This window comes from Streptomyces sp. SGAir0957 (assembly GCF_043523415.1).
On record NZ_CP027293.1, the window covers coordinates 8,194,296 to 8,208,065 of the forward strand.

Below are 13,770 nucleotides of genomic sequence, written 5' to 3' on the forward strand. Positions count from 1 at the left end.
CGTGTCACCCCTTCGCCCGCGAGAGGCGGGCGGCGGCGACCGCGGCCTGCCCGTAGGAGATGCCGCCGTCACCGACCGGCACGGCACGGCCGACCAGCACGCGCAGTCCTTGCGCCCGCAACAGCCGCCGCACCTCGGTGAGCAGCCGCTGATTGACGAAGCAGCCGCCGGCCAGACAGACCGTGCGCGGGGCGCCGGCCTCCACGGCGCGCCCGACGAGTGCGGCGGTGGCCCCGGCGAGCGCGCGGTGGAAGGCGGCGGCGAGCAGCGGCACGCTCTCGCCGTCGGCGCGCCGGCCGAGGAGATCGGCGAGGGTGGTCGTGGTGTCGTAGACCCACAGCCCGTCGGCGCGGACCAGGCGGTGGGCGAGCGGCACGGCCCGCAGACGGCCCGCAGCGCTCTCCAGGGCGACGGCCGCCTCACCCTCGTAGGACACGGTGTCGACCAGTCCGAGCAGGCTCGCCACGGCGTCGAAGAGCCGCCCCGCGCTCGACGCGACAGGGGAGTTGAGGCCACGCTCGATCATGGTGCGCACGGTCGTGACGGCGCGCGGGTCGAGGCGGTCGGTGAAGTCGCGCGGCGGCCGCGGTACGGGACCCGGCCGCTCGAAGTGTTCGGCTCCGTACAGGTGGCCGAGGGCGGTGCGCCACGGGTTGCGGACCGCCGCCTCCCCGCCGGGCAGCGGGGCCGTGGCGAGACGGCCGACACGGCGGTACGCGGCCAGGTCGGCCACCAGCACCTCGCCGCCCCACAGGGTGCCGTCGTCGCCGAGCCCGAGCCCGTCGTAGGCGACGCCGGTGAAGGGCCGGGTCCACCCGTGCTCCGCGGCGCAGGCGGCCAGGTGCGCGTGATGGTGCTGCACGGCGATCCGGGGCAGCGCACCGGCCCGCGCCCACTGGGTGGAGAGGTAGCCGGGGTGCAGGTCGTGCGCCACGGCGCGGGGCCGGATGGTGGTGAGCCGCCGCAGAGTGGCGTACGAGGTCAGGAACGCCTCATGGCCGGCGGCGTCGCCCAAGTCGCCGATGTGGGCCGCGAGATGCGCCCGGTCGCCCTCGGCGAGGCAGAACGTGTGCTTCAGCTGGGCGCCCGCGCCGACCAGCGGCACGGGCGAGGGGTGCGGCAGGGGCAGTGTGGCCGGGGCGAGTCCGCGGGCCCGCCGGATGGTGAGGACGGTGCGGCCGGTGACCGCGGTGACCGAGTCGTCGTAGCGGGCGTGGACGGGCCGGTCGTGGCCGAGGATGCCGTCCGTGATCGGGGCGAGCGTGCGGGCGGCGTCGGTGTCGTCGATGGCGAGGGGCTGGTCGGCGCGGTTGCCGCTGGTGACGACGAGCGGCCGGGCGAGGTCGCCCAGCAGGAGGTGGTGCAGGCCGGTGGTGGGCAGGAACAGGCCGACGCGGTGCGTGCCCGGGTGGACCGCGGCGGGCAGCAGGTCGGGGCCGAGGGGCAGAAGCACCACGGGCCGTACGGCGCCGACGAGTTGGGCGCGGGCCGTGCCGCCGACGCGGGCCAGGCGGCGGGCCGCCTCGACGTCCCGCACCATCACCGCGAACGGCTTGCCCGGCCGGTGCTTGCGGCGGCGCAGCTCGGCGACGGCGCCCGCGTCCGTCGCGTCGCACACCAGCTGATAGCCGCCGAGCCCTTTGACGGCGATGATGCCGCCGTCCCCGACGGTCCGCACCGCCGCCCGCAAGGCGTCCTCGCCCCGCAGCCCGTTCCAGGACAGGCGCGGCCCACAGGCGGGGCAGGCGATCGGTTCGGCGTGGAAGCGCCGGTCGCGCGGGTCGGCGTACTCGGCAGCGCAGGCGGGGCACATGGCGAAGCGGCGCATGGTGGTACGGGCGCGGTCGTAGGGCAGCGCCTCGATGAGGGAGGCGCGGGGCCCGCAGTCGGTGCAGCTGATGAAGGGGTGGCGGTAGCGGCGGTCGCGCGGGTCGGACAGTTCGGCGAGGCAGGCGTCGCACAGGGCGGCGTCCGGCGGGACCTCACGGACCGGGCTCGCGTCCGCGGGGGAGGCGTCGCTGCCCCGTATGACGAACGCGCGGGGGGACACGGGGAGCGCGTCGTGATCGCGGAAGCGGACGGCGTCGACCCGGGCGAGCGGCGGGGCGCCGGTGCGCAGCCGGTGGACGAAGCGGGCGAGCGCGTCCGGTGCCCCGCGCACACTGCCCTCCACGTGACCGTCGACGTTCGCCACCCACCCGGTGAGGTGCAGCGCGGTGGCGGTGCGATGGACGAACGGCCGGAACCCGACACCCTGCACGATGCCCGACACGGTGAAGTCCCGCACACAGACGCCCTGTTGCTCACTCGTGTGCCGCGGCATCGCGCTGCACCGCCATCTCGTCCTCCACCGACACGGCGAGCGGCGTCACCGCCCGGCGGACCGCGTCCGACATCCCGACACCCAGCGAATGGTCGGCGCCCTCCACCGCGTAGACGATCAGGCGCCCCGGCAACCGGCCGAGCACCCGCGCCAGTTCCACGGCCTCACCGAGACCGAGACCGTGCGAGCTGGCGTGACGCTCCGCGCCGCCCAGGGCGTCCGCGCCGAGATCGATGCGGTGCACCCGCCCCGGGCACGGGGGGTGCGCGTGAGCGGCGTCCACGACGATCGCCACGTCGGCGCCCTCCCACAGGCCGATCAGCCGGCCGGGGTCGCCGTCGCAGGTGCGCAGCGCCGTACCCGGTGGCAGCGGACGGGCGCGGGCGCGCTCGCGCAGCAGCGCCACGACGGCACAGCCCACACCGTCGTCACGGCGGAACGCGTTGCCCACGCCGATGACCGCGACGCGGGTCCGTGCGGCCATGGCCGTCTCCCCTCCATGCCTGCGTGGCTCCTTCGCGGCCCGTCTCGGGCCTCCGCCACGACCGTGCACCCGTACGCGGTTTCCGGCAGGGGGCCGAACGTCCCTGCGGCGGGGCCGGTTCGCCTCTGCAGTACCGCCGGTGCGGCTGCCAGCGTGGAAACACACCCGAGAGGAGGCGAGCACCATGGAGGAACGCCCGCTGATCGTGGGGGTCGACGGCTCGGAGCCCGGCATGCAGGCCCTGGACTGGGCGGCCGACGAGGCCGCGCGCAGGGGAGCGCGGCTGCGGATCCTGCACGCCTCGCGCTGGGAGCGCTACGAAGGACACGCGCCGTCTCTGGGGCTCGGACGCGAGGGAGGCAGGCAGCTCGCCGAGCACATCGTCGCGCAGGCCGCCGAACGTGCCCGCAAGCGTGCGCCCGGGGTCGGGACGAGCGCGCAGGTGACGCCGTCCGACCCGGTCGGCGCGCTGGTCGAGGCGAGCCGCGACGCAGCCCTGATCGTCGTCGGAAGCCGGGGTCACGGCACGTTCGCCGGTCTGCTGCTCGGCTCGGTGAGCCTGCCGGTCGCGGCCCGCGCGGAGGCGCCCACCGTCGTCGTGCGCGGCCACGACAAGAACGTACAAGGCGGCTTCGACGAGATCGTTCTCGGACTCGGCGACCCCGAACGGGCCTCGGCACCGGTCGAGTTCGCCCTGCGGGAGGCGGAGCAGCGCGGGGCCGGGCTCCTCGCGCTCCGGGCCTGGCGCTGTCCCGCGCACGAGGTCCCGGACTATCCGACGGACGACATCGGGGCGCATCGGGTCCGGGCCGAGAACGAACTGACCGCCGCGCTGCACAAGGCGCACGCGGCGCACGCGGGCGTCCCCCTGCGGGAGGCGCCCAGGGAAGGGAACGCGCGCGATCTCCTCGTGGAGGCCTCCGCGCTCGGCGACCTGCTGGTCGTGGGCGCGCGACGCCGTCGCAGCGGGGTGGGGCTGCAGCTCGGCCCCGTCGGTCACGCGGTGCTGCACCACTCCGCGTGCCCGGTCGCCGTGGTGCCGCACGACTGAGAGCACGGGCGAGGGCCCGCGCCGCCGCCCCCGCGTGAGGGAAGGAAGGTCCGCGATGAGCACGCCCGCGCAGTACGTGTACGCGTTCGCCGACGGCAACCGGGACATGGCCGACCTGCTCGGCGGCAAGGGCGCGGGGCTCGCCGAGATGAGCCGTCTCGGGCTGCCCGTGCCGCCGGGCTTCACCGTCACCACCGCCGCGTGCCGCACGTTCCTGGCCACCGGTGAGGAGCCGCCGGAGCTCGGCTTCGAGGTCGCACAGCATCTCGCGGCCCTCGAAGGGGCGGTCGGCCGCACCCTGGGCGCCGCGGACGACCCGTTGCTGGTGTCGGTCCGCTCCGGGGGCAGGTTCTCGATGCCCGGGATGATGGAGACGATCCTCGACATCGGTCTGGGCGACGCGAGCGTGGCGGGCCTTGCGCGGGCCACCGGGGACGAGAGGTTCGCCTGGGACTCCTACCGCCGCCTTGTGCAGATGTTCGGGCACACCGTCCTGGGCGTCGGGGCCGAGCTGTTCGAGGGCCTCATCGAGGACCGCAAGGCGGCGCACGGCATCAAGGACGACCGCGCACTGGACAGCGCACAACTACGGTCCCTCGTCGCCGACTTCAAGACCCTGATCCGCAAGGAGAGCGGCGCCGACTTCCCGCAGGACCCGGTGGTGCAACTGCACCTCGCCATCCGCTCCGTCTTCACGTCGTGGAACAGCGAACGGGCCCGGCTCTACCGCTCGCGCGAACACATCCCGGACGACCTCGGCACGGCGGTCAACGTCCAGGCCATGGTGTTCGGCAACCTCGGCGAGGGCTCCGGGACCGGTGTGGCCTTCACCCGGGACCCCGCGACCGGCGCGCACGGGCTGTACGGCGACTACCTGGCCGACGCGCAGGGCGAGGACATCGTCTCGGGGGCACGGGACACGATGCCCCTCGAAGCACTGAAGACGGCAGGGCCGGGCGTGTACGCCGAACTCGCCGGTCATCTGCGCGCCCTGGAGCGGCACTACCGCGACCTGTGCGACGTCGAGTTCACCGTCGAGCGGGGCACCCTCTGGATCCTGCAGACGCGGATCGGCAAGCGCACGGCGGAGGCCGCCTTCCGCATCGCCCACGACCTCGTCGACGAGCGCCGCATCAGCGAGGACGAGGCGCTGACCCGCGTCGACGGCGCGTCCCTGAACCGGCTGATGTTCCCGCGCTTCGCCCACCGGCCCCACGACCTGCCCCTCTCGCACGGCGTGCCCGCGTCACCCGGCGCGGCCGTGGGCGCGGTGGCCTTCGACTCCGCCAGTGCCGTGCGCGGGCACCGGGAGGGCCGTCGCGTCGTCCTCGTACGCCCGGAGACCACCCCCGACGACCTGCCCGGCATGGTCGTCGCCGAGGCGGTCGTCACCAGCCGGGGCGGGAAGACCAGCCACGCGGCCGTCGTGGCGCGGGGCATGGGCAAGGTGTGCGTCTGCGGTGCCGACACGCTCACGGTCGACACGGCGGCCCGCCGGCTCACCACGCCCTCCGGCGCGGTGGTGCGGGAGGGCGACACCCTGTCCGTCGACGGCACGGCGGGAACGGTGCACATCGGGGCGCTGCCCCTCGCCGACTCCGAGGTCCGCGAGGCACTGGAGAGCGGAGAGGGCACCGGCGCGCTGAGCGGGGCGGTGCGGCGCGCACTGCGCCACGCGGACCAGGTCGCGCGCCTGGAGGTCCGGGCCAACGCGGACACCCCCGCGGACGCCGCGCTCGCACGGCGCCTCGGCGCCCGGGGCATCGGGCTGTGCCGCACGGAGCACATGTTCCTGGGGGAGCGCCGCGTCCTGGTGGAGGACATGATCCTCGCGGCCGACGACGAGGCGCGGACGAAGGCCATGGCGGCGCTGCTGCCCCTGCAACGCGACGACTTCACCGGCATCCTGCGGGCGATGGACGGCCTGCCGGTGACCATCCGGCTCCTCGACCCGCCGCTGCACGAGTTCCTGCCGGACCTCACGGAGCTGTCCGTCCGGGTGGCGACGGAGCCGGACCCGGACCCCCGGGCGCGCCGACTCCTCACCGCCGTACGCAGGCTGCACGAGCGGAACCCCATGCTCGGCCTGCGCGGCGTACGCCTGGGCCTGGCCGTACCCGGCCTGATGGCCCTGCAGACCCGGGCCGTCGCGGAGGCCGTGGACCGGCGGCTGCGCGACGGCGGAGACCCGCGGGCCGAGATCATGATCCCGCTGGTGGCGACGGAGAACGAACTGCGGACGGCCCGCCACGAGGTGGAGCGGGTGCTCGCGGAGGTCGGCCGCGAGACGGGCCGCCGCCTCGACTGCCCGATCGGCACGATGATCGAGCTGCCACGCGCGGCCCTGACGGCAGGCCGCCTTGCCGCCTGCGCCGACTTCTTCTCCTTCGGCACCAACGACCTCACGCAGACGGTCTGGGGCATGTCGCGCGACGACGCCGAAGCGGCGTTCTTCCCGCTCTACCTGGACCGCGGCATCTTCACCGTCTCGCCCTTCGAGAGCATCGACGAGGAAGGCGTGGGCGAACTCGTGCAGCGGGCGGTCGAGGCCGGACGCCGTGCCAGGCCCGGCCTGCCGGCCGGTGTGTGCGGTGAACACGGCGGTGACCCCGCCTCGGTGCGCTTCTTCCACCGGGCCGGTCTCGACCACGTCTCCTGTTCCCCGTTCGGGATCCCGGCGGCACGACTCGAAGCGGGGCGGGCGGCGCTCGGCCCGGCGACATCTCGGAGGGCGAGGACATGAGTGACAAGGCAGCGAGCAGGGTACGGCACGCGTTGCTCACGGACGGCACGACCGTACGCATCCGACCGGCGACCGGCACCGACCACGACGCGGTGCGGTCCTTCTACGAGGAGATGTCCGCCGAGAACCTGCGACTGCGCTTCTTCGGCCTGAGCCGGTCCTCCGCAAGGATGGCCGCGGACCGCATGTGCGGGGCCACCCGCTCCGGTTACCACGGGCTGCTCGCGGAGGCCGAGGAGCGGCTGATCGGTGTCGCCGAGTACGAACGGACGGCGGACAAGGACCTCGCGGAGATCGCCCTCGCCGTGTCGGACGCCTGGCACCACCGCGGCGTCGGCACCCTGCTCCTCGAACACCTCGTGTCCGCCGCACGCCAGGACGACATCAGCGCGTTCACCGCCGACGCCCTGGCGGAGAACCACGAGATGCTCAAGGTCTTCGCCGACCTCGGGCTGCGCACGGCCCGCCGGTTCGACGGACCGGAAGTGCACTGCACCGTACAACTCGCCGCCGACAAGGACTACTTGGCGGTCGTGGAGGAGCGCGGTCGCGCGGCCGACGTCGCGAGCCTCCTCCCGCTGCTCCGGCCGCGCTCGGTGGCCGTGGCGGGCGCGGGCCGCACACCCGGCTCCGTGGGCCGCGCCCTCCTGCACAACCTGCGCACCGGCACCTACACGGGCAGCCTGTACGCCGTCCACCCGCAGGCGGCGGCCATCCTCGGCGTGCGCGCCGCCCCGACCGTGAGCGCCCTGCCGCGCGTCCCCGACCTCGTGGTCGTCGCGGTGCCCGCCGCCGAGGTCGGCGCCGTCGCCGCGGACTGCGGCAAGGCGGGCGTGCGCGCCCTGGTCGTCATCACCGCAGGGCTCGACGCGGCACAGGCGGCGACGCTCCTCGACACCTGCCGCACCCATGGAATGCGCCTGGTGGGGCCCAACTGCCTCGGCCTGGCCAACACGGAGAAGGACCTGCGCCTCGACGCCACGTTCGCGGCCACCCACCCACAGCCCGGAACGGCCGGGGTCGCCGCGCAGTCCGGCGGCGTCGGCATCGCCCTCCTCGGCGGCCTGGCACGCCTCGGCATCGGCGTCTCCACCTTCGTCTCGCTCGGTGACAAGTACGACGTCAGCGGCAACGACCTGCTCCAATGGTGGGAGAGCGACAAGCGCACCGATCTGGCGCTGCTGCACCTGGAGTCCTTCGGTAACCCGCGCGCGTTCTCGCGCACCGCCCGCCGCGTCACCCGGCGCATGCCCGTCCTCACCGTCGACGCGGGCCGCACCGAGGCCGGCCGCCGGGCGGCCGCCTCGCACACCGCCGCCGCGGCCACCCGCACCATGACCCGTCAGGCGCTCTTCGCGCAGGCCGGTATCACCGCCACCCGCACGATCCCCGAACTCCTCTCCACCGCCGCCCTGCTGCACGCCCAGCCCCTGCCGTCCGGCGGCCGGGTCGCCGTCGTCACCAACGCGGGCGGCGCCGGAGTCCTCGCCGCCGACGCCTGCGCCGAGGCCGGGCTCACCGTCCCCGCGCTGAGCGGCGCCCTCGTCGACCGGCTCCTCGCCGTCCTGCCCCCGGGCGCCACCGCCACCAACCCGGTCGACGCCACCGCCGCCGTCTCCGAGGACGCACTGCGGGCCTGCCTTGATACCCTCGCCGCGGCCGACACCGTCGACGCGATCCTCGTCGCCCTGGTGCCGACCGCCGTCTCCACGGCGACCGGCGACGACCTCGTCCGGTCCCTCACCCGCGCCTACGGCCGCCGCCGCCCCAGGACGCTCACCGCCGTCCTGCTCGACCAGGCGGCCCCCGTCCGCCTGCTGCCCGCCGACGACGGGCGCGTCCCCGCCTACGCCGACCCCCAGGCGGCCGCGCGCTCCCTCGCCCACGCCGTCGCCCGCGGCCGGTGGCTGGCCCGCCCGCCCGGCACGCTCCCCGAACCGACCGGCACCGACCCCGGCCGGGCCGGAGACGTCGTCGACGCCTACCTCGCCGCACACGCCGAGGGAGGCTGGCTCGACCCACGGACCTGCGCCGCGCTCCTCGACTGCTACCGCATCCCCCAACTCCCCTGGGCCTGGGCCGAGACCGAGGACGACGCGGTCCTCGCCGCCGACCGGCTGCGCGGCCCCGACGGCCTCGTCGTCCTCAAGGCGTACTGGCCGGGCCTCCTGCACAAGAGCCGCCAGCACGCCCTCCACCTCGACCTGCGCGGCGACTCCCAGGTCCGCGCCGCCTACCGCGACCTGGAGACGCGGTTCGCCGGACTCATGACCGGCGTGGTCGTCCAGCCGCTCGCCCGGCGCGGCATCGAACTCGTCGCGGGCGTCGTCCAGGACGAGGTGTTCGGCCCGCTGGTCCTCTTCGGGCTCGGCGGAACCGCCACCGAGGTCCTCGCCGACCACGCGGCCCGCCTCGCCCCGCTCACCGACCACGACGTGCACGACCTGATCACCGCGCCGCGCTGCGCCCCGCTGCTCTTCGGACACGGCGGCGAGGGCCCCGTCGACCTCGAAGGCCTGGAACAGCTCCTACTGCGCCTCTCACGGCTCGCGAGCGACGTGCCGCAACTCGTCGAGGCGGACCTGAACCCGGTACTCGCCCGCGCCGGCGAGATCACCGCGCTCGACGCCCGGATCAAACTGGCACCGGTCCGCGCGGAGGACCCGTACCTGCGTCGCCTGCGCTGACGGCTGCTTCCCGACGCGGCCGCCGTCACCGCGGTGGCCGCGTGCCGGCCGGCCTCGCTGTCCTGAACGGTGCGGCGGGACCGCGCTAACCCAACGTCAGGTCCACCCGGACCGGGCCCGCCGGCGCGGCCCGGTCGCCCGGGCGTACGGAGACGGTGGCCTCGGCCGTGCCGGACGCGCCGAGGACCGGGTCCGCCCGGCACATGAGGGTGTACGTGCCCGGGGACGGAGCGCCGAGGGAGAAGCGTCCCCCGGCGTCCGTCAGGGCAGCGATGTCCGGCAGCGGCCCCGGGCCGTCGGTGAACAGGACGCGCGCGCCGGCCACCGGTGCGCCCGAGGCGTCGCGGACGACACCGGTGATCTCCACCGCGGAGCTGCTGCCGCTCATCGGGTCCGGCTCACGCCTTCCAGGACACGTAGTTGTTGAAGACCGGGGTGGTGAACCGTGTGCCGGAGTTCACCCGGGAACCGCCGTAGGCGTGGATGGCGAAGCCGTAGCGGTTGTTGTTGCTGTCGATGCGGTAGACGGAGCTGCCGCTCTGTCCACCGGCGGTGTCGATGTCGTAGTACACCTTGCGCGCGGCGACGGAGTCGACCCCGCGCGCCGCGTACCAGAGGGTGCCCGAGGGCTTGTCGCCCGGGTAGCCGGCGATGTTGCCGGTCGTCTTCAGCAGATCGGAGTCCGAGTACACGCCGAAGCCGAACCAGCCCACGGTGTCGCCGATGTTGTTCGGCGTGACGATGGCCCCGTAGTCGAAGTTCTCGTCGCCGTTGTCCGTCCAGCCGACCACGGAACGGAAGCTGGTGCAGGTGATGCTGCCGTACGGCAGCGAGCCGCCGCTGCGTCCGGGCATGACCTGGATGCTCTTGACCCAGCCGTCCCTGCCCGCCACGCCGCTGCCCTTGATGTAGACGCAGTGGCCCGCGGTGGCGAGCGTGTGCGGACCGAGCAGCCAGCCGGTGCCCTGGTAGAGGGTGTTGTCGCGGGCCGTGATCAGCAGATAGCAGTGCACCCGCCACGGGTACACGCTGGTGTTGGAGATCTGGACGCGGTCGTCGGGGCCGTGCACGGTCTCCGCGGCCGGGGGCGGAGGACCGAACGACGCCTCCCCGATGTCGGGCAGCGTCGCGGTCGGGGCCGACCACGCCTCCGGTGCGAAGTGCTCCGGGCGGCGATAGCCCTCGATGTGCTCCAGGCCCTCGTCCGTCGCGTGCTGGGGGGTGCCCGCCGTTCCCTGGGAGGCGGGCTGGAGCACCGCTTCCTGCTCGGCGGCGATGGAGGTGGCGCCGTCCTCGGGTTCGTTGCTCACTGCGCTGTGCGGGTCCTGCGGCATGCGTGATCACCTTGCTTCTCTGGTCTCTGAGAGCTGCGATGTGATGCCTTGCTGGACGCCGCGGCCGCAACGTGTGGACGTAATGCCCCTTCTACTGCCGTCGGACAGACCCCGCAATGAACCTTTTGCGCCGACGGGTCCGGGCCGGGGCCGCCCCCTCGCACGGGCGCGTCGCCTGCCCGGCCGCGCACTCCGCGGGCTCAGCCGACGCTCCCGCCAACGGCCACCCGCACCGCCTCACCGGGCACGCACGGTCCGGGCCCCAGCAGCCCCGCCACGGCCCCCGCGCCCCGTACTCCGCACGACGGACGTGGCTCAAGCGCGGACCTGACCATGGGTGGCGGCGGAGATCTTGCTGGCCATCTCGGCGAACTTCTCCCGCTGCGGATCTTCCCCATTAATTCACATGAGCGAGTTCCGCGTTCCGTATTCCGTGTCCCGCATTCCTTGCTGAAGGATCAATTCCGCTCCTTTGTGTGAGGCCTGTGGTTTCAGTCAAGTGTCGGTTGAGGCGCAGGTGGTTACGGCTCGATCCAGCCATGTTGTGTTTCGTGGGAGCTTGATTCACTTATTCCGGAGAATATGTCCCTGGCTTTGTGCGCCTGATTTTCCAGGAGATCAATAAGCCGCAGGGTGCTGTGCTGCCCTGCGGCCCAGGCATGTCTCCTGCCGTTGACCGGGAATGGAGGGGGAATGCCGACGCTTCCGACTTATCCGGGCGTGTACGTCGAAGAGCTTCCCAGCAGTGTCCGCACCATCACCGCCGTCACGACCTCGGTGTGCGCCTTCGTCGGCCGGACCCGGCGCGGCCCGCTGAACAGCGCCGTCACGATCACCAGCTTCGCCGACTACGAGCGGCGCTTCGGCGGGCTCGACCCCGAGAGCGCGGTCGGCCACGCTGTGCAGCAGTTCTTCCTCAACGGAGGGTCCGTCGCCGTCGTCGTACGGGTCGACTCGGGCAGTGGGAAGGCGGCCTCGACGACCCTGTCCTCCGCCGAGATCACCCCGGCCACTGAAGTGCTGCGGATCAGTGCGAAGGAGCCCGGCGCCTGGGCATCGGGCCTGCGGATCTCCGTCGACCACGACACACCCGCGCCGGGAGAGACGTACAACCTGCAAGTATTCGACGCCACGGGCGGCGTCCGGGAGACATTCACCGGACTCGGTACGGGCCAGGGCCGGCCCGACTCCGCGGATTCCAAGGTCAATTCCGGTTCCGCGGTGATCAGCGTGAAAGTGCTGAACGGTGACGGGCGGCCCGATCCGGTGGGTACGGTCTCCAAGAAGTTCGACCATGTGCCCTCCGCGGAAGCCCTTTCCAAAGCCGTCGATGTGAAGATCGGCGAAAAGGCGCACACATTCAAGATCTACGACGCGGACAAGGACGGGGAAACCCCGCCGACCACCATGACCGCGCTCGCGCTGCTCCTGGAACGCAAGCTGCGGTCCCTTCCCGACCTGCCCGGCAAGCGGGTCTTCGCGGGCGCCAGGGTCACCTCCTTCGACCAGCGGCTGCAAGTGGTCGCGGGCTCCGAGGACCCCGCCGACACCGTCCGCTTCACCGGGGAGAACGCCAACGACCTCGGCCTCGAAGGGTCGGTGAACCCGCCCGTCTTCCTGCTCGCGGGCGGCGTCGACGGCGGCGCCCCCGGCCTCTCCGATCTCATCGGCAGCGAGGCGGGCAAGACGGGCATCCACGCGCTGCGCGCCGTCCAGGACGTCAACCTCCTCTCCCTGCCCGAACTCGCCGCGCACGACAACCTCGACGACACGCTCGCCGTGATCTCGGCCGCCGAGGCGCTGTGCCGCGAGAAGAGGATGTTCCTGCTCGTCGACGCCCCTGCCGCCTGGACGGACATCGACTCCGCCCGCGTCGGCCGCGCCGCCTTCGACGTGGTCCGCAGCGACCATGCGGCCCTCTACTTCCCCCAGTTGGAGGCGGTCGACCCGCTCACCGGACGGCTGCGCGGCTTCCCGCCCTCCGGCGCGGTCGCCGGGATCATGGCGCGCACGGACAGCGAGCGCGGCGTGTGGAAGGCACCGGCCGGTACCGAGGCCCTCCTCAACGGGGTCCGTGCCCTCACCGTCCCGATGACCGACCGGGAGAACGGCCTGCTCAACCCCGTGGCCGTCAACTGCCTGCGGTCCTTCCCCGTGGTCGGTCCGGTCGTCTGGGGCGCCCGCACCCTGGACGGTGCCGATGCCCTGGGATCCCAGTGGAAGTACGTCCCCGTACGGCGGCTCGCGCTGATGCTGGAGGAGAGCCTGTACCGGGGCACCCAGTGGGTGGTCTTCGAGCCCAACGACGAGCGGCTGTGGGCGCAGATCCGGCTCAACGTCGGGGCGTTCCTGCACACGCTGTTCCGGCAGGGCGCCTTCCAGGGCACCTCCGCCCGGGAGGCGTACTTCGTCAAGGCGGACAAGGACACCACGACCCAGGACGACATCAACCGGGGCATGGTCAACATCGTGGTCGGCTTCGCGCCGCTCAAGCCCGCCGAGTTCGTGATCGTGAAGATCGAGCAGATGGCCGGACAGATCCAGACGTAGCCCGAGACCGGCACCCGCAGCGGTTCCCCGGCGCCCCGGCGCACAGGCACGAGAGGCATAGGAGCTCCATGGCCGAGTTCACGGTCAACGCGCAGCGGTTCGACCCGTACAAGAACTTCAAGTTCCTCGTCCTGTGGGACGGGCGCGTCGTCGCGGGCGTCAGCAAGATCAGTCCCCTCAAGCGGACCACCGAGGTCGTCAAGCACCGGCACGGCGGCGACCCCAGCTCGCCGCGCAAGTCCCCCGGGCGCACCGAGTTCGAGGCGGTGACGCTGGAGCGCGGGGTCACCCACGACCCGGAGTTCGACCGCTGGGCCAACAAGGTGTGGCAGGTCGGCGCGGGTCTCGGGGCCGAGGTGTCCCTGCGCGACTTCCGCAAGGACATCGTCGTGCAGGTCCTGAACGAGGCCGGCCAGGTCGCCGTCGCGCACAAGCTGTACCGGGCCTGGCCGAGCGAGTACCAGGTGCTCGGCGAACTGGACGCGAACGCCAACGCGGTCGCCATCCAGAGCCTGAAGCTGGAGTGCGAGGGCTGGGAACGGGACTACGAGGTCCCGGAGCCGGAAGAGCCGGTCTTCACCCAGCCGGCGTGAGGAAC

General features: G+C 73.3%; 9 protein-coding genes. 5 read left to right on the forward strand and 4 right to left on the reverse strand.

Annotated features, from left to right (window positions below):
- Nucleotides 1–4: 4 nt before the first annotated feature.
- Complete coding sequence (gene hypF, locus C1N81_RS42590; RefSeq protein WP_394437016.1) at nucleotides 5–2,323, reverse strand: carbamoyltransferase HypF; 2,319 nt, start codon at nucleotides 2,321–2,323, stop codon at nucleotides 5–7.
- On the reverse strand, nucleotides 2,304–2,807 hold the full coding sequence (locus C1N81_RS42595; RefSeq protein WP_394437018.1) for a hydrogenase maturation protease: 504 nt from the start codon (nucleotides 2,805–2,807) through the stop codon (nucleotides 2,304–2,306). The genes hypF and C1N81_RS42595 overlap by 20 nt, the downstream gene beginning before the upstream one ends.
- A 184-nt stretch (nucleotides 2,808–2,991) precedes the next feature.
- On the opposite strand from C1N81_RS42595, the gene C1N81_RS42600 reads away from it, so the two are divergent.
- Genes C1N81_RS42600 through C1N81_RS42610 form a run of 3 tightly spaced genes read left to right on the forward strand, consistent with a single transcriptional unit; the run spans nucleotide 2,992 to nucleotide 9,288 of the window.
- On the forward strand, nucleotides 2,992–3,858 hold the full coding sequence (locus C1N81_RS42600; RefSeq protein WP_394437020.1) for a universal stress protein: 867 nt from the start codon (nucleotides 2,992–2,994) through the stop codon (nucleotides 3,856–3,858).
- Between the two features lie 55 nt (nucleotides 3,859–3,913).
- Nucleotides 3,914–6,601: a pyruvate, phosphate dikinase gene (gene ppdK, locus C1N81_RS42605; RefSeq protein ID WP_394437022.1), complete on the forward strand. Its 2,688-nt coding sequence runs from the start codon at nucleotides 3,914–3,916 to the stop codon at nucleotides 6,599–6,601.
- The gene (locus tag C1N81_RS42610) at nucleotides 6,598–9,288 is read left to right on the forward strand and encodes a bifunctional acetate--CoA ligase family protein/GNAT family N-acetyltransferase (protein WP_394437024.1); all 2,691 of its coding nucleotides are present in this window, start codon (nucleotides 6,598–6,600) and stop codon (nucleotides 9,286–9,288) included. The genes ppdK and C1N81_RS42610 overlap by 4 nt, the downstream gene beginning before the upstream one ends.
- Before the next feature lie 85 nt (nucleotides 9,289–9,373).
- Here the strand turns inward: C1N81_RS42610 and C1N81_RS42615 are convergent, their stop codons facing one another.
- Complete coding sequence (locus C1N81_RS42615) at nucleotides 9,374–9,676, reverse strand: carboxypeptidase-like regulatory domain-containing protein (RefSeq protein ID WP_394437026.1); 303 nt, start codon at nucleotides 9,674–9,676, stop codon at nucleotides 9,374–9,376.
- 10 nt (nucleotides 9,677–9,686) lie between these two features.
- Nucleotides 9,687–10,622 carry a trypsin-like serine peptidase gene (locus tag C1N81_RS42620; protein WP_394437027.1) on the reverse strand — a complete coding sequence of 312 codons (936 nt, stop codon included), beginning with the start codon at nucleotides 10,620–10,622 and terminating at the stop codon, nucleotides 9,687–9,689.
- Nucleotides 10,623–11,315: 693 nt separating this feature from the next.
- On the opposite strand from C1N81_RS42620, the gene C1N81_RS42625 reads away from it, so the two are divergent.
- Nucleotides 11,316–13,172, forward strand: a complete 1,857-nt coding sequence (locus C1N81_RS42625; protein ID WP_394437029.1) for a phage tail sheath family protein — start codon at nucleotides 11,316–11,318, stop codon at nucleotides 13,170–13,172.
- Nucleotides 13,173–13,240: 68 nt separating this feature from the next.
- Nucleotides 13,241–13,765 (forward strand): phage tail protein, encoded by a 525-nt coding sequence (locus C1N81_RS42630; protein WP_394437031.1) that lies wholly within the window; start codon nucleotides 13,241–13,243, stop codon nucleotides 13,763–13,765.
- Nucleotides 13,766–13,770 lie beyond the last annotated feature (5 nt).

Excerpts from the sequence above, each read along its gene's own strand:
- C1N81_RS42600 (WP_394437020.1), top strand. The coding sequence starts at position 2,992 with ATGGAGGAACGCCCGCTGATCGTGGGGGTCGACGGCTCGGAGCCCGGC.
- C1N81_RS42630 (WP_394437031.1), top strand. The coding sequence starts at position 13,241 with ATGGCCGAGTTCACGGTCAACGCGCAGCGGTTCGACCCGTACAAGAAC.
- ppdK (WP_394437022.1), top strand. The coding sequence starts at position 3,914 with ATGAGCACGCCCGCGCAGTACGTGTACGCGTTCGCCGACGGCAACCGG.
- C1N81_RS42615 (WP_394437026.1), bottom strand. The coding sequence starts at position 9,676 with ATGAGCGGCAGCAGCTCCGCGGTGGAGATCACCGGTGTCGTCCGCGAC.
- hypF (WP_394437016.1), bottom strand. The coding sequence starts at position 2,323 with ATGCCGCGGCACACGAGTGAGCAACAGGGCGTCTGTGTGCGGGACTTC.
- C1N81_RS42610 (WP_394437024.1), top strand. The coding sequence starts at position 6,598 with ATGAGTGACAAGGCAGCGAGCAGGGTACGGCACGCGTTGCTCACGGAC.
- C1N81_RS42625 (WP_394437029.1), top strand. The coding sequence starts at position 11,316 with ATGCCGACGCTTCCGACTTATCCGGGCGTGTACGTCGAAGAGCTTCCC.
- C1N81_RS42595 (WP_394437018.1), bottom strand. The coding sequence starts at position 2,807 with ATGGCCGCACGGACCCGCGTCGCGGTCATCGGCGTGGGCAACGCGTTC.
- C1N81_RS42620 (WP_394437027.1), bottom strand. The coding sequence starts at position 10,622 with ATGCCGCAGGACCCGCACAGCGCAGTGAGCAACGAACCCGAGGACGGC.